At 71.7% G+C, this 19,233-nt stretch carries 15 protein-coding genes; 6 read left to right on the top strand and 9 right to left on the bottom strand.

Features of this window, described 5'->3' with window-relative positions; translation table 11 throughout:
- Positions 1 to 6 precede the first annotated feature (6 nt).
- The 6 genes from Q0863_RS09645 to Q0863_RS09620 all read right to left on the bottom strand — a co-directional run bounded on the left by Q0863_RS09645 (position 7) and on the right by Q0863_RS09620 (position 8,039).
- Positions 7 to 1,479 (bottom strand): TolC family protein, encoded by a 1,473-nt coding sequence (locus tag Q0863_RS09645; protein WP_298577617.1) that lies wholly within the window; start codon positions 1,477 to 1,479, stop codon positions 7 to 9.
- Complete coding sequence (locus Q0863_RS09640; protein WP_298577615.1) at positions 1,473 to 2,219, bottom strand: SDR family oxidoreductase; 747 nt, start codon at positions 2,217 to 2,219, stop codon at positions 1,473 to 1,475. The genes Q0863_RS09645 and Q0863_RS09640 overlap by 7 nt, the downstream gene beginning before the upstream one ends.
- 108 nt (positions 2,220 to 2,327) lie before the next feature.
- Entirely contained in the window at positions 2,328 to 5,504 is a 3,177-nt protein-coding gene (locus Q0863_RS09635) for a multidrug efflux RND transporter permease subunit (protein WP_298577614.1), read from the bottom strand.
- Between the two features lie 234 nt (positions 5,505 to 5,738).
- Entirely contained in the window at positions 5,739 to 6,926 is a 1,188-nt protein-coding gene (locus Q0863_RS09630) for an efflux RND transporter periplasmic adaptor subunit (RefSeq protein ID WP_298577806.1), read from the bottom strand.
- Positions 6,927 to 6,933: 7 nt separating this feature from the next.
- Positions 6,934 to 7,770 (bottom strand): SDR family oxidoreductase, encoded by an 837-nt coding sequence (locus Q0863_RS09625; protein ID WP_298577612.1) that lies wholly within the window; start codon positions 7,768 to 7,770, stop codon positions 6,934 to 6,936.
- 23 nt (positions 7,771 to 7,793) lie between these two features.
- The gene (locus Q0863_RS09620) at positions 7,794 to 8,039 is read right to left on the bottom strand and encodes a hypothetical protein (protein WP_298577611.1); all 246 of its coding nucleotides are present in this window, start codon (positions 8,037 to 8,039) and stop codon (positions 7,794 to 7,796) included.
- Positions 8,040 to 8,163: 124 nt separating this feature from the next.
- Here Q0863_RS09620 and Q0863_RS09615 point away from each other — a divergent pair, with 124 nt between their 5' ends.
- The gene (locus Q0863_RS09615; protein ID WP_298577609.1) at positions 8,164 to 9,198 is read left to right on the top strand and encodes a LysR family transcriptional regulator; all 1,035 of its coding nucleotides are present in this window, start codon (positions 8,164 to 8,166) and stop codon (positions 9,196 to 9,198) included.
- Positions 9,199 to 9,242: 44 nt separating this feature from the next.
- Here Q0863_RS09615 and Q0863_RS09610 read toward each other — a convergent pair whose 3' ends face one another.
- Positions 9,243 to 10,220, bottom strand: coding sequence for a zinc-binding dehydrogenase (locus Q0863_RS09610; protein ID WP_298577607.1), 978 nt, complete (start codon positions 10,218 to 10,220; stop codon positions 9,243 to 9,245).
- A gap of 133 nt (positions 10,221 to 10,353) precedes the next feature.
- Here Q0863_RS09610 and Q0863_RS09605 point away from each other — a divergent pair, with 133 nt between their 5' ends.
- From Q0863_RS09605 to Q0863_RS09590, 4 genes are all read left to right on the top strand, one after another.
- Entirely contained in the window at positions 10,354 to 11,736 is a 1,383-nt protein-coding gene (locus Q0863_RS09605) for a hypothetical protein (RefSeq protein ID WP_298577605.1), read from the top strand.
- Positions 11,737 to 11,875: 139 nt separating this feature from the next.
- A complete protein-coding gene (locus tag Q0863_RS09600) occupies positions 11,876 to 13,042 on the top strand; it encodes a mechanosensitive ion channel domain-containing protein (RefSeq protein WP_298577603.1) in 1,167 nt (388 codons plus the stop codon).
- Positions 13,043 to 13,115: 73 nt separating this feature from the next.
- Complete coding sequence (locus Q0863_RS09595) at positions 13,116 to 15,086, top strand: SLC13 family permease (protein WP_298577601.1); 1,971 nt, start codon at positions 13,116 to 13,118, stop codon at positions 15,084 to 15,086.
- A gap of 84 nt (positions 15,087 to 15,170) precedes the next feature.
- A complete protein-coding gene (locus tag Q0863_RS09590) occupies positions 15,171 to 15,665 on the top strand; it encodes a lipocalin family protein (RefSeq protein WP_298577599.1) in 495 nt (164 codons plus the stop codon).
- Positions 15,666 to 15,787: 122 nt separating this feature from the next.
- On the opposite strand, the gene Q0863_RS09585 is transcribed toward Q0863_RS09590, so the two are convergent.
- Both Q0863_RS09585 and Q0863_RS09580 read right to left on the bottom strand, forming a co-directional pair.
- Positions 15,788 to 16,369 carry a TlpA disulfide reductase family protein gene (locus Q0863_RS09585; protein WP_298577597.1) on the bottom strand — a complete coding sequence of 194 codons (582 nt, stop codon included), beginning with the start codon at positions 16,367 to 16,369 and terminating at the stop codon, positions 15,788 to 15,790.
- A 91-nt stretch (positions 16,370 to 16,460) separates the two neighbouring features.
- The gene (locus Q0863_RS09580) at positions 16,461 to 17,015 is read right to left on the bottom strand and encodes a YdeI/OmpD-associated family protein (protein WP_298577595.1); all 555 of its coding nucleotides are present in this window, start codon (positions 17,013 to 17,015) and stop codon (positions 16,461 to 16,463) included.
- A gap of 112 nt (positions 17,016 to 17,127) precedes the next feature.
- On the opposite strand from Q0863_RS09580, the gene htpG reads away from it, so the two are divergent.
- Positions 17,128 to 19,023 (top strand): molecular chaperone HtpG, encoded by a 1,896-nt coding sequence (htpG, locus tag Q0863_RS09575; RefSeq protein WP_298577593.1) that lies wholly within the window; start codon positions 17,128 to 17,130, stop codon positions 19,021 to 19,023.
- Positions 19,024 to 19,233: the final 210 nt, after the last annotated feature.

Genomic DNA, 19,233 nt, shown 5'->3' with positions numbered 1-19,233 from the left:
GGGGCCTCAGCGCCGCCCGGCGATGCGCTCACGCTCGGGCACCCGCTGCGGCCAGCCCCCGGCCAGCGCCTTGTACAGCCCCACCGCGCTGGCCACGCTGCGGGTGCGGCCTGCGGCGAAGGCGTCCTGCGCCTGCAGCTGCACGCGCTCGGCATCGAGCACTTCGAGCAGGCCCGATGCGCCTGCCTCGAAGCGCGCCCGCGCCAGCTGCGCGGCCCGGGCCGCGTCGATCGCCGCGCGCTCCAGGTGCGCGTCCTCGCTGCGCGCGCGGGCGTGGCGGACCAGCGCGTTCTCGGCATCCTCCAGCGCCAGCAGCACCGCCTGCTGGTAGCGGGCCAGCTCGCCTTCGGCTTCGGCGTTGGCCGCGGCGATGCGGGCGCGCACCCGGCCGATGTCGAGGAACGACCAGTCGATGCCGAGCGCGACGATGCGGGTCTCGCTGTCGCGTTCGAACAGCGCATCGGCATCGATGGCCTGGCTGCCGATCAGCCCGCCCAGGGTGAAGCGCGGGAACAGGTCGGCGGTGGCCACGCCGATGCGCGCCGTGGCCGCGTGCAGCCGCGCCTCCGCAGCCGCGACATCGGGACGCGCACGCAGCAGCTCGCCCGGCGCGCCGGCATCGATGCGCGGCGGCAGCGCCGGCAATGGATGCTGCGGCGCCAGTTGCGCGACCAGTGCGCCGGGATCGCGACCGGTCAGCACCGCCAGCCGGTGCATGGCCACACGCTCCTGCGCCTCCAGTGCGGGAATGCGCGCGGCGGTGGTTTCCAGCTGGGCGCGCGCGCGGGCGGTGTCGAACTCGGTGCCGGCGCCGGCATCCAGGCGCGCCTGCACCAGGTCGAGCGTGCGCTGCTGGTTGTCGCGGTTGGCCCGCGCCACGCGCAGCTGCTCCTGGGTGCCGCGCAACTCCACGAACGTACGCGCGACCTCCCCGGTCACCGCCACCTGCAGCGCGCGCAGATCGGCGGTGCTGGCATCGGCGCCCGCGCGCCCGGCTTCGATTGAACGGCGCACCCGGCCGAACAGGTCCAGCTCCCATGCCGCGGAGATGCCGGCGTTCCACTGCTCGCCATCGCGCTGCTCGCGCGACAGCCCCGGCGCCTGGTCGGCGCTGCTGCGTACGTCCGCGGCCTCGCCCTGCGCGGTGACCGTGGGCAGCATGTCCAGGCGCGCGTTGCGCAGCAGCGCATTGGCGCGGTCGATGCGCGAGAGCGCGATGCGCAGGTCGTGGTTGGCGTGCAGGGCCTCGTCCACCAGCTGCGCCAGCTGCGCATCGCCCAGGCCGTCGAGGAAGGCGTCGTCGAACGCCGCCGGCGTTTGGGCGCTGGCGGATGCGTCCGCCGGCGTATCGCCTGCCGGCGTGGCCGCCGCGCCAAAGCGCTCGGGCACGGCCATGTGCGGGCGCACGTGGTCGGGACCGACCGCGCATGCACCCAGCAGCGCCGCGGCCAGCGCGGTGATCGCGAGACGGCTCACCATGGCAGCGACTCCTCCAGGTAGAAGAAGCCGCCGTTCGGGCCGTCGTCGTCGATCAGCGCCAGGCGCACGCTGGTGCGGGCGCCGTCGGGCACGTCGAGCTCGCCGCGTTGTTCCCCGTCGACGTGGTTCATCTCGGTCCTCACGTACCCCGGATGGATGGTGTTGACCTTGATCGCGCTGTCCTTGAGTTCGTACGCCAGCTGCACGGTCCAGGCGTTCACCGCGCTCTTGGAGACGTTGTAGGCGGGGATCTTGAAGTCGTAGATGAAGGACGACGGATCGGCGTGCAGCGTCACCGAGCCCAGGGCGCTGGACACGTTGACGATGCGGCCCGAGCTCGACTTGTGCAGCAACGGCAGGAAGGCCTGCGTCACCGCGATCAGTCCGAACACGTTGGTGTCGAACGTGGCGCGCCAGGTCTCGAGCGACTGGCCGGACACGCCCTTGTCGGCGGCGTCGACCACGATGCCGGCGTTGTTGACCAGGATGTCGAGCCGGCCGTGGCGCCGTTCCACGTCGGCCACCGCCGCGGCGATGCTGGCCGCGTCGGTGACGTCGAGCGCGATCGCCTCGACCGGCAGGCCGCTCGCCTGCAGCTTCAACGCGGCCTCGACCGCGCGCTCGCGGTTGCGGCCCGCCAGCAGGGTGTGGACGCCGGCCTCGGCGAGCTGGCGCACGGTTTCCAGGCCGATGCCGCGGGTGGCGCCGGTGACCAGGGCGATGCGGGGGGATGCGTTCATTCGAATGGGATCCTGTACGGCGAAGGGAGGAAGCGCGGCGGCGGCCGCCGCGCGGGATCAGTGTGGGCACGGGCCGGCGCGACGGCTGGCCGGTTCCGGACGGCGCAGTCAGGCGTCGAGCTGGGCATGGGCGGTGGCGTGGGCAGGCCCGTGCGAGACCAGCGGCCTGTTGGCGAGCTTGCGCAGCGCCACGTAGAACACCGGGGTGAGGAACAGGCCGAAAGCGGTGACGCCAAGCATCCCGGCGAACACGGTGATGCCGGTGACCGAGCGTACCTCCGCCCCGGCACCACTGGAGAGCACCAGCGGCACGGTGCCGGCGATGAACGCCACCGAGGTCATGATGATCGGGCGCAGGCGCAGGCGGCAGGCTTCCAGCGCGGCCTCGACGATGCCCTTGCCGCGCAGTTCCAGCTCGCGCGCGAACTCCACGATCAGGATCGCGTTCTTGCACGCCAGGCCCATCAGCACCACCAGCCCGACCTGCACGAACACGTTGTTGTCGCCCCCGGTCAGCCAGACCCCGACCAGCGCCGAGAGCATGGTCATGGGCACGATCAGGATCACCGCCAGCGGCAGGGTCCAGCTTTCGTACAGTGCCGCCAGCACCAGGAAGGCCAGCAGCACCGCCAGCGGGAAGATCACCAGCGCCGCGTCGCCCTGGCTGGCCTGCTGGTAGCTCAGGTCGCTCCAGTCGATGTCCATGCCGGTGGGCAGCACCTGCTGCGCGAGCTGGGTGACCGTCGCCATCGCCTCGCCCGAGGACAGCACCCGCGGGTCGGCCTCGCCCAGCAGGTCGGCCGCGGGATAGCCGTTGAAGCGGATCACCGGGTCGGGGCCGTAGGTCTGGCGGATGTCCACCATCGCGCCGATCGGCACCATGTCGCCGGCCGCGTTGCGGGTGCGCAGGTTGGCGATGTCCTCGACCTGGTCGCGGAACCCGCCGTCGGCCTGCGCGATCACCTGCCAGGTACGACCGAACATGTTGAAGTCGTTGACGTAGGCCGAGCCCAGGTAGGTCTGCAGGGTCTCGAACAGTTCGGTCAGCGGCACGCCCTGGGCCTTGGCCTTGACCCGGTCGACCACCGCGTCGAGCTGCGGCACGTTGGCCTGGTAGCTGGTGATCGGGTAGCCCAGTCCCGGCGTCTGCGCCGCCGCGCCCTGGAAGGCCTGCACCGCATCCTGCAGCGCGCCGTAGCCCAGCCGGGTGCGGTCCTCGACGAACAGCGACCAGCCCGAACCGTTGCCCAGCCCCTGGATCGGCGGCGGCATGAAGGCGAAGGTGAAGCCTTCCTGGATCGTGCCCAGCTTCTGGTTGAGCTCGGCGGTGATTTCCTCGGCGCTGCGCGAGCGCTCCGAGAACGGATCGAGGGTGAAGAACACCACGCCGTTGTTGGGCGTGTTGGTGAACTGCAGCGGGTTCAGGCCGGGGAACGCGACCTCGTTGGCGATGCCGTCGATGTCCATCGCGATCGCGGCCATCTTCTTCATCACCGCGTCGGTGCGCTCGATCGACGCGCCCTCGGGCATCTTCACCCCGGCGATCAGGTACAGCTTGTCCTGCACCGGGATGAAGCCGGCCGGCACCGCCTTGAACATCACCGCCGCGCCCGCCAGCAGCACCAGGTAGACCACGAACACCGCGCCGCGGCGGCCCAGCGCGCGCGCCACCGAACCCTCGTAGCGCTGCGAGCTGCGGTGGAAGAAGCGGTTGAACGGACGGAAGATCCAGCCGAACAGGCGGTCGATGATGCGCGAGGGCGCGTCCTTGTCCGCGCCGTGCGGCCTGAGCAGCTTGGCCGCCAGCGCCGGCGACAGGGTCAGCGAGTTGATCGCCGAGATCACCGTGGAGATCGCGATGGTCACCGCGAACTGCTTGTAGAACTGCCCGGTCACGCCGTCGAGGAACGCCATCGGCACGAACACCGCGCACAGCACCAGTGCGATCGCGACGATCGGGCCGGATACTTCCTTCATCGCCAGGTGCGCCGCCTCGAGCGGCGTGGCGCCCTCCTCGATGTGGCGTTCGACGTTCTCCACCACCACGATCGCATCGTCGACCACGATGCCGATCGCCAGCACCAGCCCGAACAGGGTCAGCGTGTTGATCGAATAGCCCAGCAGGTACAGCACCGCGAACGTGCCGACCACCGACACCGGCACCGCCAGCAGCGGGATGATCGAGGCGCGCCAGGTCTGCAGGAACAGGATCACCACCAGCACCACCAGCAGCGTGGCCTCGAGCAGGGTGGTGATCACCGACTGGATCGAATCGCGCACGAAGACCGTGGTGTCGTAGATCGACTGGATCTCCACGCCCGGGGGCAGGGTCGGGCGCAGCTCGTCCATCTTGGCCACCACCGCGTCGCGGATCTGCAGCGCGTTCGCGCCCGGTGCCTGGAAGATGCCGATCGCGGCCGCGTTCTTGCCGTCCAGTCGCGCGCGCAGGGTGTAGTCGCCCGCGGCCAGCTCGATGCGGGCGACGTCGCGCAGGCGCACGATCTCGCCGCCGGTGCCGGCCTCGAGCACGATGTCGCCGAACTCCTCGACCGTCTCCAGGCGTCCGCGCGCATTGATCGGCAGCAGGAAGTCGCTGCCGTTGGCGATCGGTTCGGCGCCGAGCTGGCCGGCCGAGACCTGCACGTTCTGCTCGCGCACCGCGCGCAGCACGTCGCCCGCGGTGAGGCCGCGCGCGGCCACCTTGTCCGGGTCCAGCCACAGCCGCATCGCGTAGTCGCCGCCGCCGAACAGCTGCGCATCGCCCACGCCATCGATGCGCGAGAGCTCGTCCTTGACGTGCAGGCGCATGTAGTTGCGCAGGTACAGCGAGTCGTAGCGGCCGTCCTCCGAGGTCAGGTGCACCACCATCAGGAACACCGGCGACTGCTTCTGCGTGGTCACGCCCTGGCGGCGCACGTCCTCCGGCAGCCGCGCCAGCGCCTGCGAGACGCGGTTCTGCACCTTCACCGTGGCCTCGTCCGGATCGGTGCCCGGGCGGAAGGTTACGGTGAGCTGCAGCACGCCATCGGATCCGGCGACCGACTTGACGTACATCATGTCCTCGACGCCGGTGATCGCTTCCTCCAGCGGCGTGGCCACGGTTTCAGCGATGACCTTGGGGTTGGCGCCCGGATACACCGTGCGCACCACCACCGAAGGCGGGACCACCTCGGGGTATTCGCCGATCGGCAGCAGCGGGATCGAGATCAGGCCGGCGGCGAAGATCACGATCGACAGCACCGCGGCGAAGATCGGGCGGTCGATGAAGAAGCGGGAGAAGTCCATGGCGGTAGGTCCTTGCGGCAACGGCCGCGGCTGCCGCGCGAGCGCGGCCTGGAGACAGAATCCGGTCCGGCGGCCTTCCCGCGAGGGAGGGAATCGGGAAGACCGCCAGCCGGAGGGGCCGAGGGGAACGGCCCCGGGGGAACGGGTTGGCCGCGCGCGAGCGGGATGCGCGGCCGTTCGATCAACGCCGCTTCCCCGGGCGTGGCGCGCGCCGGGGAGCAGTGTCAGGTCGCGCTAGCGCACGCTGGCCACGGCCTCGCCCGCAGGCGCGTCCATCGCCACCGGCTTCGGCGCCACTGGCATGCCCGGCATGAACACCTTCTGCAGGCCGTTGACGATGACCTTGTCTTCCGGCGCCAGGCCCGACTGCACCACGCGCAGGCCGTCCACCACCCGGCCCAGCACCACGTCGCGACGCTGCGCGGTGTTGTCCTCGCCCAGCACGTAGACGTACTTGCGGTCCTGGTCGGTCAGCACCGCCTTGTCGTCGACCAGCAGCGCGTCGAACTCGGCGCTGCCCTCGAGCTGCACGCGCGCGAACAGGCCCGGGGTGAACAGTCCGTCGGGATTGCGCAGCACCGCGCGCGCGCGGATGGTGCCGGTGGCCGGATCGACGCGGTTGTCGACGAAATCCACCGTGCCGCGGTGCGGATGGCCGTCCTCGCCGGCCAGGCCGACGCGCACCGCGCTGTCGGTGCCGGCGCGCTCGCCGTCGCCGGCCGCGCGGCTGTAGCGCAGCCAGGTCTGCTCGTCGGCCTCGAAGTACACGTGCACCGGATCCTGCGAGACCACCGTGGTCAGCACGGTCGCGTCGGACTGGGCGAGGTTGCCGACGGTCACCATCGCGCGACCGGCGCGGCCGGCGATCGGCGAGCGCACCTGGGTGAACTGCAGGTCCAGGCGCGCCGCGGCGACCGCGGCCTCGGCCGCGCGCACCGCGGCATTGCCCTGCGCGGTGGCGGCGTTGCGGGTTTCGAACTCCTCGCGCGAGATCGCGCGCGCTTCGACCAGCGCCCTGGCGCGCACGTTCTGCGCGCTGGCGAGCTTGGCCTCGCTGCGCGCGCGTTCGAGGTCGGCCTGGGCGCGATCGAGCGCGGCGCGGTAGGGACGCGGGTCGATCTCGAACAGCAGGTCGCCCTTGCCCACCAGCTGGCCTTCCTCGTAGGCCACGCGCTGCACGTAGCCGCTCACGCGCGGACGCAGCTCGACCGTCTCGACCGCGCTCACGCGGCCGCTGAAGGCATCCCATTGCTGCACCGGGCGGGCGACGACCTGGGCGACGCTGACCTCGGGTGCCGGCGGCGCGGCGTCGCCGGGCGCGGCGTTGCTGTTGCAGGCGACCGCGAGCGCGGCCGCGAGCAGCACGGGAACCAGGCGCACGGCACGCAGGCCGTGGCGGAAGGGCATGCGGTGGAAAGACATGCTGCGATCAGCAGTGTTCATCGTGGTGGGTTCCTGGAGACATGGGGGAGACGATGGCGTCGAGCAGGGCGCGGGCTGCGCGCAGGTCGCGCGCGGGCAGCACCTCGGCGTGGCTGGCGCGGCGGCGGCCGCTCATGGCCGACGATGCGCCGGCGGCGGGAGTCGTGGCGATGACCCCGGAGGTCATGGGCGCGGCGTAATCGAGGATCGGTGCGGGACAGCGGCCGCGCGCGGCTTCGAGCATCGCCAGCGCGCGGCGGCCGAGCGCCAGCGCGTCGTCGGCGGCGTTGGCGCCGAGCGGTGCGTCCATCGACAGCAGCTGCACGCGCTGGCCCTGGCGGCCGGCTTCCTCGTGCAGCACCCGCGCCATCATCCGCAGCGCCGCGGCGGCGATCGAACAGTGGCCATAGCCGGCCCAGGGATAGCGCCCGCCCGGACCGCCGACCAGCACGTAGCCGGCGCCGTCGCCGGCCAGCAGCGGCAGCAGGTGGCGCGCGGCGAACAGGTGCGGCAGCAGGTCCTGGTCGAGGGTGCGCTGCAGCACCTCGGCCGGTTCGTCGATGAGCCGGCCGCAGGGATGCGCGCCGGCGAGGCTGGCCACCACGCCCTCGACGCGCACGCCCAGGCCGCGCAGGCTGGTGGCCAGCGCGGCCGCGTCGGCGTCGCTGGCGATGGGCGCGGCGAGGGCGGTCAGGTGCGCGTCCGGGCGCTGCACCAGCAGCTCCTGGCGCGCGGCCTCGTCCATGCCGACCGCGACCACCGACTGGCCGGCGTCCAGCGCCGCCGCGACCACGCCCGCGCCCACGGCGCCGCCGGCGCCCAGCACGACCAGGCTTCGGCGCATTGTCCCGGAATCGATTATCCCGCTCACGGGAATGTTCCTCCCGCGACCGGGATATTCCGGGCCTCGCGGGCCGCCGCGAACACCCGGTCCACCAGCCGCAGCAGGGCCGGCAGCAGTACCAGGGTGAGCCCTGCGCCGAGCAGCAAGCTCCAACCAGGACCGATGACAAGCCATTGATCTGCAACGAGAGCAATCAGGGCAAGCAGGTCCACCGCCAGCAGTATCGCGAGGCTGGCATGGGACAGGTGGCGGTGCGGCGCGGCACGCATGGCGGCGGTCCATCGGGGGGATGGCGCACATCCTGCGCTTCGAATCAGGACTTGATTAGTCCCCGATTGAGGGAATAATTGTCCAGCAGGCGGGCCAATCAGCGATCACACGCAGGAGGCGGCGATGACGCACGATCTCAACGACACCCTGATTTTCGTCAAGGTGGTCGAGCACGGCAGTTTCGTGGGCGCGGCGCGTTCGCTGCGCCTTCCCAAGACCACGGTCAGTCGCAAGGTGCAGGAACTCGAGTCGCGCCTGGGCGCGCAGCTGCTCCACCGCACCACGCGCAGGCTGGGCCTGACCGAGGCCGGCAACATCTACTTCGAACATTCCCAGCGCATCGCCCGCGACCTCAACGAGGCCGAGAGCGCGGTCAGCCAGCTGCAGGCCGGCCCGCGCGGATGGCTGCGCTTCACCGCGCCGTATTCGATCGGCATCGACAAGATCGCGCCGCTGCTGGGCGAGTTCCACATGCGCCATCCGGAAGTGCGTGTGGAGATGACGCTGTCCAACGAACCGGTCGACCTGATCGCCACCGAGATCGACGTCGCGCTGCGGCTGGGGCCGCTGCCCGATTCGAGCCTGGTCGCGCGCCGGCTCGGCACGATCCGCACCCAGATCTTCGCCGCCAACTCCTACATCGAGCGCCACGGCGAGCCGCTGCATCCGGACGAGCTGCAGTACCACCGCACCCTGGCCATGCACAAGCATCGCCACGGCAGCGGCTACGCCTGGCCGCTGGACGACGGCAGCGGCCTGCACCATTTCCCGGTCAACCCGATCCTGGTGGTCAACGATCCGGCCGCGCTCAAGGGCGCGCTGCTGTGCGGCGAGGGGCTGGTGATCGGCGCGGACGTGATGGTCAAGCCCGCGGTGGAAGTGGGCAAGGTGCGACGCGTGCTCGCCGGCTGGGCCGGACCCGAGTACGAGTTCAACGCGGTGTTCCCGCGCGGCCACGGACAATCGCCGAAGGTGCGCGCATTCGTGGATTTCCTGCTGGAACGGCTCAACCTGGAAATCGACTACATGTCCGAACACTGCCCGCTGATGGCGGGGCGCTGCAACGGTACCGGCGGCGAGGCCGAACCTGCGTCGGTGGAGGAAGCCGACGACATCGCCGCGGGCAAGCGCATCCTGGAGGCGGTGACCGCGGACTGATTCCTCGCGCGGGGCCGGACACGGCCGCGCGAGCGGCCGTGCCCTCAGGCGCGCAGCAGCACCTTGCCGCCGCGTCCCGGACGCTGGCTGGCGGCGGCTGCTTCGGCCGCCTGCGCAAGGTCGTAGACCGCATCCACCGGCAGGCGCAACTCGCCGCTGGCGGCGCGCTGCAGCAGCTCGCCGAACAGGCGCTGCCGGGTGCCTGGGGCCAGTTCGCGGCTGACCTTGCTGCCCCAGAAACCCTTCACCGTGAGGTGGCGGAAGATCACGTCGCCCGAGGGGATCACCATCGGTTCGCCGCTCATCGAGCCGAACGACACCAGCACGCCCTCGTCGCCGAGCAGCGCCACCAGTTCGCCGCTGTCGGTGCCGCCCACCGAGTCCACCGCCGCGCGCGCGCGCGCCTTGCCCAGCAGCGACCTGGCCGCGTCGCGCCAGTCCGCGTCGGCCGTGCACAGCACGTTCTCCACGCCCAGCGCCGCCATCTCCGCCACCCCGGCCTCGCGCCGCACCAGGCTCAGCACGTGCACCCCGCGGGCGGCGGCGAGCATGGCCAGGGTCTTGCCCACCGCGCCGTTGGCCGCGTTCTGCACGACCCATTGCCCGGGCGCCACGTCCAGCGTCTCCAGCAGCATCAGCGCGCTCAGCGGCATCGCCACCAGCTGCGCGGCCAGCTCGTCGCCGATCGCGTCGGGGACGGGGACCAGCATGTCCGCCGGCGCCACGAAGTATTCGGCCCAGGTGCCGCGGCCGGACGCGGCGGTGACCCGCTGTCCCGGCGCGAAGCCCTCGACCCCCGCACCCAGCGCATCGACCACGCCGAAGCCTTCGCTGCCGCCGATCGCCGGCAGCGAAGGTTTCCATCCGTACTGGCCGCGGACCGTCCACAGGTCGTGGTTGTGGATCGGCGCCAGGCGCAAGCGCACGCGCACCTCGCCCGGACCCGGTTCGGGCAGCGGGCTGTCGCCGGCAACCAGGACCTCGGCCGGATCGCCGAAACGGTGATGCATCGCGCTGCGCATGGGCATGGCCTCGGGCTGTCGGGGGCAGCACACGCTAGCGCATGCCGGTGCAGCGCGCATCGTCAACGAGCGTCCGCCGCCCGGATGCGCCCCGGCCGCGCGCTAGACTCCCCTGGAGAGGGGAGCTACGCCGATGACCCAGACCACCAGCACGCGCCCGGAGGCGGGCGCGGACGTCCAGCCGCCCGCGGGCCGGGTGGCCTTCGAACGCCTGCGCGAACGCACCGACGAGATCGAGCTGATCATCTCGGGGCTGCTCGCCTTCGCCCTGCTGACCGTGCCGGGCCGGGCGTTCGACGCCTGGGCCGCCAGCGAGGTGCACGTCGAGGGCGTGTTCATGCAGGCGGTGTGGTTCGGCTTCTTCGTCGTCACCGGCCTGGGATACACGCTGGGCACGGCGTTCGCCGTGCACCTGGCCATCCGCGGATACTGGGTCGGGCTGATCGGCCTGAAGTCGCATTTCCCGGACGGGATCCGCTGGGATCGCGTCCCCCTGATGGGCAGCGTCTCGCGCGAACACCACGAGCGCGTGGTCGGCGACCTGGGGAGCGCGATCGACCGGGCCGACCGGGCCGCCTCGATCCTGTTCGCGATGACCCTGCTGATCGCGCTGGCGATCGCCTGGGTGGGCGTGCTGGCGGTCGTGGCGATCCTCGCCGCCGGCCTGGTCGGCCGGCTGTTCGACGATCCCGCGCGCGCCACGACCGCGCTGCTGGCCGTGGCCTACGCCGTGTTCATCACGGTAGGGCTGGTGCCGGTCGTGCTGGAAAAGCGCATCGCGCGGCTGCGCCGGGCCGGACGCGATGCACCGCGGCTGGAGCGTACCGTGCGCCTGATGCTGCGGGTGCTGGGGGTGCTGATCCCGCAGCGCCTGATCGCACCGGTGCAGCTGACCCTGCACAGCAATCTGCGCGGCAATGCCTTCATGGCCGTCTACATGGTGGTGATCGCCGCCACCGGCATGCTGGGATCGCTGCAGATCGCCGCCTCCTCGCGCCTGGCGCTGGCGCACCATTACGAGGTGGTGACCACCGACGCGGTCGACCAGGGCCTGCGCAGCGCGCATTACGAGGCGCTGCGTTCCGGCGACGATGTCCTCAAGCGCCTGCCGATGATCCCGTCCGACCGCATCGCCGACAGCCACCTGCGGCTGTTCATTCCGCACCAGCCAGCGCTCGACAATCCGCTGGCGCGCGAGCGTTGCGCCGAGGGTGGGCGCAATCGCGATGGCGAGGGCGCCGGGGCGCGCGCGGTCGCCTGCATCGCCCGGTTGTGGTCGGTGACGCTGGACGGCGAACCCGTGTCGCTGGCCGGTTTCCTCCCGGCGGAGCGTCGCGACCTCGGCCTGCGCGGCATCGTCGGCTATCTCGACATGGCCGCGCTCGCGCACGGCCGCCATGACCTGCACCTGGTATGGAACGCCGATGGCGGCGATCGCGGCGTTCGCCGGCGGCGCGAGTACACCATCCCGTTCTGGCTGTCGCCCGGGCTGGAACAGGCGTCGGGCACACGCTGACGCGGATCGCGGCCACGCGTGCCGGGATCGGGACACCGGCGCAGGCGCGTCCTGCAGGCGGCGGGCATTCCCGCGCTCTACGCTTCGTCCACGCTGCGGCTGCCATCCTCCCGCGTTTGCACGAAGGGAGACGCAACGCATGCAGCGCGTGGACTGGCCGCAACTGACTGCCATCGCGTGGCCGATCGTGGCCGCGCTCCTGCTCGGACTGGTGGTGCGCCAGGTGCTGCTGTACGTCGCGGCGCGCGCGCGGGCCAGTTCCCGCGATTCGCTGCCGGCACGCGTCGTCCAGGTGATCGCGGTGCCCGCCGCGCTGGCGCTGCCGCTGCTGTTCCTGATGCTGGCGGTCGATGCGACGCCGCTCTCCGCCCACGCCACGGCGCAGGCCAAGCACTGGCTCGGGATCGGCGTGCTGCTGTGCGCGACCTGGCTGACGGTGCGCGCGGTGGGCGCGGTGGAAGCGCGGATCCTGCGCGAGCACCCGGTCGACATCGAGGACAACCTCACCGCGCGGCGGGTGCAGACGCAGACACGGGTGATCGCGCGCGTGATCCAGGGAGCGATCATCCTGGTCGGCGTGGCCCTGGCGCTGATGACCTTCCCCGCCATCCGCCAGATCGGCGCCACCCTGCTGGCCTCGGCCGGCATCATCGGCCTGGTCGCGGGCATCGCCGCCAAGCCGGTGTTCGGCAACCTGATCGCCGGCCTGCAGATCGCGCTGGCGCAGCCGATCCGGCTCGACGACGTGGTCATCGTCGAAGGCGAGTGGGGCCGTATCGAGGAGATCACCAGTACCTATGTCGTGGTGCGCATCTGGGACGAGCGGCGCATGGTGGTCCCGCTGCAGTGGTTCATCGAGAACCCGTTCCAGAACTGGACCCGCACCAGTGCGCAGCTGCTGGGCACGGCATTCCTGTGGCTGGACTACCGCACGCCGATGGCCGAGGTGCGCGCGCAGCTGCAGCGGATCTGCGAGCAAGACCCGCGCTGGGACGGACGGGTGTGCGTGGCCCAGGTCACCGAAACCTGCGAGCACACCATCCAGGTGCGCCTGCTGGTGAGCTCGGGCAATTCCGGCGACCTGTTCGACCTGCGCTGCGTGGTGCGCGAGCGCATGATCGACTACCTGACCCAGTGCCACCCCGAAGCGTTGCCCAGGCTGCGCGCCGACCTTGCGCGCGAAGGTCCCGGCGAGACCCTGCCCGCGCGGACGCCCACGCCGGTGCCGCGCAGGTCGGAAACCAGTTCGCCGGGAGCCGAGGACGGCCTGGACGAGGCCGGCACGGCCGGCGCACCGGTCGCGTAGCCATCGACCGGGGGCCACCACGCCCGCGCGCCCGGACGACTACCCTGTCGCCTGACCACGACCAGGCAACGGCATGCAGACCGACCAGTTCCTGATCCTCGCGATCCTCGCGGCGACCGTCGCCGCCTTCCTCTCGGGCCGCTGGCGCCACGACCTGGTCGCCGGGGGCGCGCTGATGGCATCCGTGCTGGCCGGGGTGGTGGCGCCGGAACAGGCGTTCGCCGGCTTCGGCCATCCCGCGGTGATCACCGTGGCTTGCGTGCTGGTGCTCAGCCGCGGTCTGCAGGCTTCGGGCGCGGTGGATGCGCTGGCGCGTGTGGCGCTGCCGGCAAAGGCCGGACCGATGCTGTCGATCGCAGCGCTTACCGCGCTGGCGGCGTTGCTCTCCGGCTTCATGAACAACGTCGGCGCGCTGGCGCTGCTGATGCCGGTGGCGCTGCAGATCGCGCGCAAGCGCAAGCTCGCGCCGGGCCAGGTGCTGATGCCGCTCGCCTTCGGTTCCATCCTCGGCGGGATGACCACGCTGATCGGCACGCCACCCAACCTGATCGTCTCCGGCTACCGCGCCTCCACCGGTGCGCCTGCGTTCTCGATGTTCGATTTCAGCCCGGTGGGCGTGGCGGTGGCGGGCGCGGGCGTGCTGCTGATCGCGCTCGGCGGCTGGAAGCTGGTGCCGGTCCGGCGCGAGGCGGCGGCCGCGGGCTTCGACCCCGGCGCCTATGTCACCGAGGTGCGCGTGCCCGAGGGCGCGCGCGCAGTGGGTGAGCGGCTGTCCGCGATCGAGAAGGCGATGGACCAGCACGGCGCGCAGGTCCTGGGCATCGTCCAGGGCGAGTTCCGGGTACACGCACCGCACCCCTCGCGCGTGGTGCGCGCCGGCGACGTGCTGGTGGTCGAGGCCGACGCGGACGCGCTGTCCAGCCTGCTGTCGAGCCTGGGACTGAAGCTGGAAGAGGACGTCCCGCCGCCGCGGGAAGACGACGATGGCGCGGGCCAGGACGGTGACCCCGGGCGCGGCCCGCCCGCCGGGCGGGCCCCGGTCCGCGCGCTGACCGATGGCGGACGCGCGCTGCGCGTCCGCGACTGGCGCGCCGGCCGCGACCCGGCAGCGGACGACGGGGACGGCGACGACCGGGCGGCGCCGGAAGGGGACGAGGCCGTGCGCGATGCCGCGCGGACCCCGCACGAGGAGATCGTGCTGCAGGAGATCGTGGTGCTGCCGGGTTCGGCGCTGTCGGGCCGCTCCGCGATCGATCTCGACCTGCGCACCCACCACGCGATCAACGTCCTGGCCATCTCGCGCGCCGGCCGGCTCTCGCGCACGCGGCTGCGCTCGCAACCCTTCCGCGAGGGCGACCTGCTGCTGGTCCAGGGCACGCTGGCGGCGATTTCCGGCTTCTCCGCGCAGTTCGGCGCGGTGCCCCTGGCCGAACGCGCGCTGCGCATCCCCAACCGGCGCAAGGCGATCACGGCCAGCCTGGTGCTGGCGCTGGCGATCGCGGCGACGGCGTTCGGCCTGCTGCCGGCCGCAGCGGCGTTCGCGCTGGGCGTGGTCGCCTCGATGGCGCTGCGCACGGTGCCGCCGCGCGAGGTCTACGAGGCCATCGACTGGCCTGTGGTGGTCCTGCTGGCGGCGCTGATCCCCGTGGCCGGGGCGATGGAGTCCACCGGCACCGCCGACCTGATCGCGCGCGCGCTGTTCGACTCGCTCGCGCAGGGCCACCCCGTGCTCGGCCTGGTGCTGGTGATGGTGGTCACCATGACCCTGTCGGACCTGATGAACAACGCCGCCACCGCAGCGGTGATGTGCCCGATCGCGGTGGGCGCGGCCACCACCTTCGGCGTCGATCCGGATCCCTACCTGATGGCGGTGGCCATCGGTGCCTCGTGCGCCTTCCTGACCCCGATCGGGCACCAGAACAACACCCTGATCCTGGGTCCGGGCGGCTTCCGCTTCGGCGACTACTGGCGGCTCGGGCTGCCGGTGCAGCTGCTGGTCCTGGCGGTGTCGATCCCGCTGCTGCTGCGGGTCTGGCCGCTGTAGCGCCGGGCCGGGCCTGCCCGCCGCCACGGCCGCTTCACTCTCCGCCGCCTATACCTGCCGCCCGACATCCTCCAAGGAGCTTCCGTGCCCGACCTGCCCGAGCTGCGCACCGTCCCCAGCGTCGACATCGCCCGTTACATGGGCACCTGGTACGAGATCGCGCGCCTGCCGATGCGCCACGAGCCCGAGGACGGCACCGACGTCTCGGCCACCTACACGCTCGAGGCCGACGGTTCGGTCGAGGTGCGCAACCGCATGCGCCGCAACGGCGAGGTGGAGGAAGCGGTGGGCCAGGCAACCGCGGTGGACGGGACCGGCAGCAAGCTGGAGGTGAGCTTCCTGCCCGAGGGCCTGCGCTGGATTCCCTTCACCAGGGGCGACTACTGGATCATCGCGCTCGACCCGGCCTACAGCATCGCCCTGGTCGGCAGCCCCGACCGCAAGTACCTGTGGCTGCTGGCGCGCGAGCCGGCGCTGGACGAGGTGACGCGCAACCACTACTGCGCGATCGCGCGCCAGCAGGGCTTCGACCTGGGTCCGCTGATCCACACGCCGCATACGGGCCAGCCCACCGCCTGAGCAGGGCGAGCCGCGACGCATGAGCCTGCCGCCTCGCGCGCGAAGTCGCGAAGCCCGGCGGGCGCTGACCGCGGCGGCCGACGCGACGAGGCTGCGCCAGTCGAGGCGCTGCGATTGGACCGTCAGGACGTGGCGATCGCAGCCGCTGCGGACGCCACCACCTCCGGCGCCGGAGGCGGCAACGGCGGCGGGGCTGGTGCCGACATCAGTTCGTTGAGAAGGTCGATCACCTGCGCCGCCGATTCCTCCGAATAGCCGCTGCGCACGGCAGCCAGCTCGCCGGCCTTGTCGAAGACGAGCATGTACGGCACGCCCTTGACGCCGAAGGCGTCGGACAGGCTGCCGTCGCGGTCGTGCGTCCAGGTCACCGACGACTTGCGCAGCGAGCGGCGGATCCGGACGTAGTCGCTCCTGGGCTCCTGGAAGTTCACCACCACCACGCGCAACTGCTCGCGGCCGGCCGAGGCCTGCACATGGTCCAGCAGCGGGAACTGCTTGCGGCAATAGCCGCACCACGAGGCCCAGAAGCTCACCACCAACACCTTGCCGCGATGCTCGCTGATGCGGATCTGTTCACCGTCGGGGGTCGTGCCCAGCAGATCGACTGGCGATGGTTCGCCGACAGTGGGCGCGGCCTGGACCAGGCCCGCGAAACACAGCACCAGCAAGGCCGCGGCCTCCCGGAACGTCCGGTGTGTGCCCATCTTCCCCTTTCCCCTGCGCATCCGGCGCCGGCACAACATCCGCCGCCCGCCGCCCGCCGCACGCCGTCAAGCGGCAGGCCGCGCTTGGCCGCTACTCCGCCGCGACCGGCGCCGACATCGACTTGCTGTACATGCCGGAGCGGTCGAAGCAGCAGGCGCGGCGCTGGCCGGAGGCGAGCTTGTCGCAGGCCACGCCGATGCGTTTGGCCCGGGTCCCGGCCTTCTTGCCCGAGGTGATCCAGGCGATCCAGTCGCGGCGCGCCACCGCGGTGATGTCGTCCCAGGTGGCGCGTGCGCCGGGATCCGCATCCAGCGCCTCGCGCAGGTCGGGCGGCAGCACCGGTTCGGGTTCCTGCGCCATCGGCGTGAGCACCAGTGCCACCGTGTCGCCTGCCGCGACCGCGGCCGCCTCGCGCAGCTCGCGCTCGACCCGCAGCCAGTGGCTGCCCTGTCCATCGGGCTCCAGGGTGGCCTGGAACGGCTGCCCGGCGAACTGGCCCTCGACGCTGACCATGCTGCGCGTGGGCAACTTCGCGCTGGCCGCCGCCGGCAGCACCAGGAAGGTCCAGCTGGCGTCGGCCGGCGCGGCCGGACGCAGCAGCCGCGCCTTGCAGCGCACGGTGCTCCTGGCGGTCGACGAGGGCATGGGCGGACGATAACGCCATCCCCGCGATGCGGCAAACGGCTGCTCCGCGCTTGAAATCGCCGCCGCGGCACGCATATCCGGCGCCTGCCATGGCCAAGCTAGGGAGTCCTCCATGACCACCGTCGCCGAGACGCGCAAGTTCGAAGCCGAAGTCGCCCAGGTCCTGCACCTGGTCACGCACTCGCTGTATTCGCACAAGGAAATCTTCCTGCGCGAGCTGATCTCCAACGCCTCCGATGCCTGCGACAAGCTGCGCTTCGAATCGATCGCCCACCCCGACCTGCTGGCCGGCGAGGCCGAGCTGCGCATCGACGTGAGCTGGGACAAGGACGCGCGCACCATCACCATTCGCGACACCGGCATCGGCATGACGCGCGACGAAGTGGTGGCCAACATCGGCAGCATCGCCAGCTCCGGCACGCGCCGCTTCCTGGAGGCGCTGGGCAGCGAGCAGAAGGCCGACGCACGCCTGATCGGCCAGTTCGGCGTCGGCTTCTACTCGGCCTTCGTGGTCGCCGACCGCGTCACCGTGCTCACCCGCCGCGCCGGCGAACCGGCGGAGTCCGGGGTGCGCTGGGAGAGCGACGGCCGCGGCGAGTACACGCTCGAGGCCGCCACGCTCGAAGAGCGCGGCACCACCGTGGTGCTGCACCTGAAGGACGGCGAGGACGAGTTCCTCGATGGCTGGAAGCTGCGTTCGCTGGTGCGCAAGTACTCCGACCACGTCGCCTTCCCGATCCGGATGCCGAAGGAAGCCGCGCCGGCCGGCGAGGACGGGGAGGCCAAGGCCGACGCCGCGCCGGAGTGGGAGACCGCCAACGACGCCTCCGCGCTGTGGACCCGGCCGAAGTCGGAGATCGGCGACGAGGAGTACCAGAACTTCTACAAGTCGCTGGGCCACGACTTCAACGACGCCGCGGCCTGGTCGCACAACCGCGTCGAGGGCAGCCAGAGCTTCACCACCCTGCTCTACATCCCCTCGCAGCCGCCGTTCGACCTGATGATGGGCGGACGCGACGAGCGCAAGGGACTCAAGCTCTACATCAAGCGCGTCTTCATCATGGACGCGGCCGAGGAGCTGCTGCCCAACTACCTGCGCTTCGTGCGTGGCGTGGTCGATGCCGACGACCTGCCGCTCAACGTCAGCCGCGAGATCCTGCAGCACAACCGCCAGCTCGAGCGGATCAGGGGCGCCTGCGTGAAGCGCGTGCTCGACCTGATCGAGAAGCTCTCGCGCGACGAGCCGGAGAAGTTCGCCGCCTTCCTCAAGGCCTTCGGCAACACGCTCAAGGAAGGCATCGTCGAGGACCACGGCAACCGCGAGCGCATCGCCAGGCTGCTGCGCTTCGCCTCGACCAAGGGCGATGGCGAGGCGCGCACGGTCTCGCTGGACGACTACGTCGCGCGCATGGGCGAAGGCCAGGACGCGATCTGGTACGTCACCGCCGACGGCTACCGCGCGGCGGTGGGCAGCCCGCAGCTGGAGGGCTTCCGCGCGCGCGACATCGAAGTGCTGCTGATGTCCGACCGCATCGACGAATGGATGCTCGGCCACCTGCGCGAGTACGACGGCAAGCCGCTCAAGCACATCGCCAAGGGCGAGCTGCCGCTGGACGAGGCGGAGAAGGCGAAGCAGGAGGAGGCTTCGCAGGCCGCCGCGCCGCTGCTGGAGCGGATCAAGGGCCTGCTCGGCGACCGCGTCGAGGACGTGCGCGTGTCGGCGCGGCTGACCGATTCGCCCTCGTGCCTGGCGCTGTCGGAATGGGAGATGGCGCCGCACCTGGCGCACCTGCTGCGCGAAGCCGGCCAGGACGTGCCCGACCAGAAGCCGACCCTGGAGATCAATCCGCAGCACGCGCTGGCGCGCAAGCTGCTGGGCGAGCACGACGACGCGCGCGCCGGCGACCTGGCCACGCTGCTGCTGGAGCAGGCGCAGCTGGCGGCGGGCGCGCCGCTGGAGGATCCGGCGGCGTTCGTGCAGCGGATGAACCGGCTGCTGGCGGGCTGAGGGGCGGCTCCGGGTGCGCCGGGCGCGCCTGGAGCGACGCTCCGGCGGGCCCCCACCCCGGCCCTCCCCCGCGGGCGGGGGAGGGAGCAAAGAGCGCAGGCGCGCGCTACGGGCTCCGCGCGCCATCGGTTCGAACCATTCTCGGCGTCCTCTACTCCGTCCCACCTTCAATTTCCCCGCCTCCAATTTCCTCCGCGCGCCTTTGCCCCC

Origin of the sequence: uncultured Luteimonas sp. (assembly GCF_947492465.1) — a bacterium.
Taxonomy (GTDB): Bacteria; Pseudomonadota; Gammaproteobacteria; order Xanthomonadales; family Xanthomonadaceae; genus Luteimonas.
Note: the sequence above shows the minus strand (reverse complement) of the source record. Positions and strands in the feature narration are given on the sequence as shown.

Coding starts and splice junctions, on each gene's coding strand:
- Q0863_RS09640 (WP_298577615.1), bottom strand. CDS start 2,219: ATGAACGCATCCCCCCGCATCGCCCTGGTCACCGGCGCCACCCGCGGC.
- Q0863_RS09645 (WP_298577617.1), bottom strand. CDS start 1,479: ATGGTGAGCCGTCTCGCGATCACCGCGCTGGCCGCGGCGCTGCTGGGT.
- Q0863_RS09625 (WP_298577612.1), bottom strand. CDS start 7,770: ATGCGCCGAAGCCTGGTCGTGCTGGGCGCCGGCGGCGCCGTGGGCGCG.
- Q0863_RS09580 (WP_298577595.1), bottom strand. CDS start 17,015: ATGCCCTCGTCGACCGCCAGGAGCACCGTGCGCTGCAAGGCGCGGCTG.
- Q0863_RS09585 (WP_298577597.1), bottom strand. CDS start 16,369: ATGGGCACACACCGGACGTTCCGGGAGGCCGCGGCCTTGCTGGTGCTG.
- Q0863_RS09615 (WP_298577609.1), top strand. CDS start 8,164: ATGACGCACGATCTCAACGACACCCTGATTTTCGTCAAGGTGGTCGAG.
- Q0863_RS09635 (WP_298577614.1), bottom strand. CDS start 5,504: ATGGACTTCTCCCGCTTCTTCATCGACCGCCCGATCTTCGCCGCGGTG.
- Q0863_RS09595 (WP_298577601.1), top strand. CDS start 13,116: ATGCAGACCGACCAGTTCCTGATCCTCGCGATCCTCGCGGCGACCGTC.
- Q0863_RS09600 (WP_298577603.1), top strand. CDS start 11,876: ATGCAGCGCGTGGACTGGCCGCAACTGACTGCCATCGCGTGGCCGATC.
- htpG (WP_298577593.1), top strand. CDS start 17,128: ATGACCACCGTCGCCGAGACGCGCAAGTTCGAAGCCGAAGTCGCCCAG.
- Q0863_RS09605 (WP_298577605.1), top strand. CDS start 10,354: ATGACCCAGACCACCAGCACGCGCCCGGAGGCGGGCGCGGACGTCCAG.
- Q0863_RS09610 (WP_298577607.1), bottom strand. CDS start 10,220: ATGCGCAGCGCGATGCATCACCGTTTCGGCGATCCGGCCGAGGTCCTG.
- Q0863_RS09630 (WP_298577806.1), bottom strand. CDS start 6,926: ATGTCTTTCCACCGCATGCCCTTCCGCCACGGCCTGCGTGCCGTGCGC.
- Q0863_RS09620 (WP_298577611.1), bottom strand. CDS start 8,039: ATGCGTGCCGCGCCGCACCGCCACCTGTCCCATGCCAGCCTCGCGATA.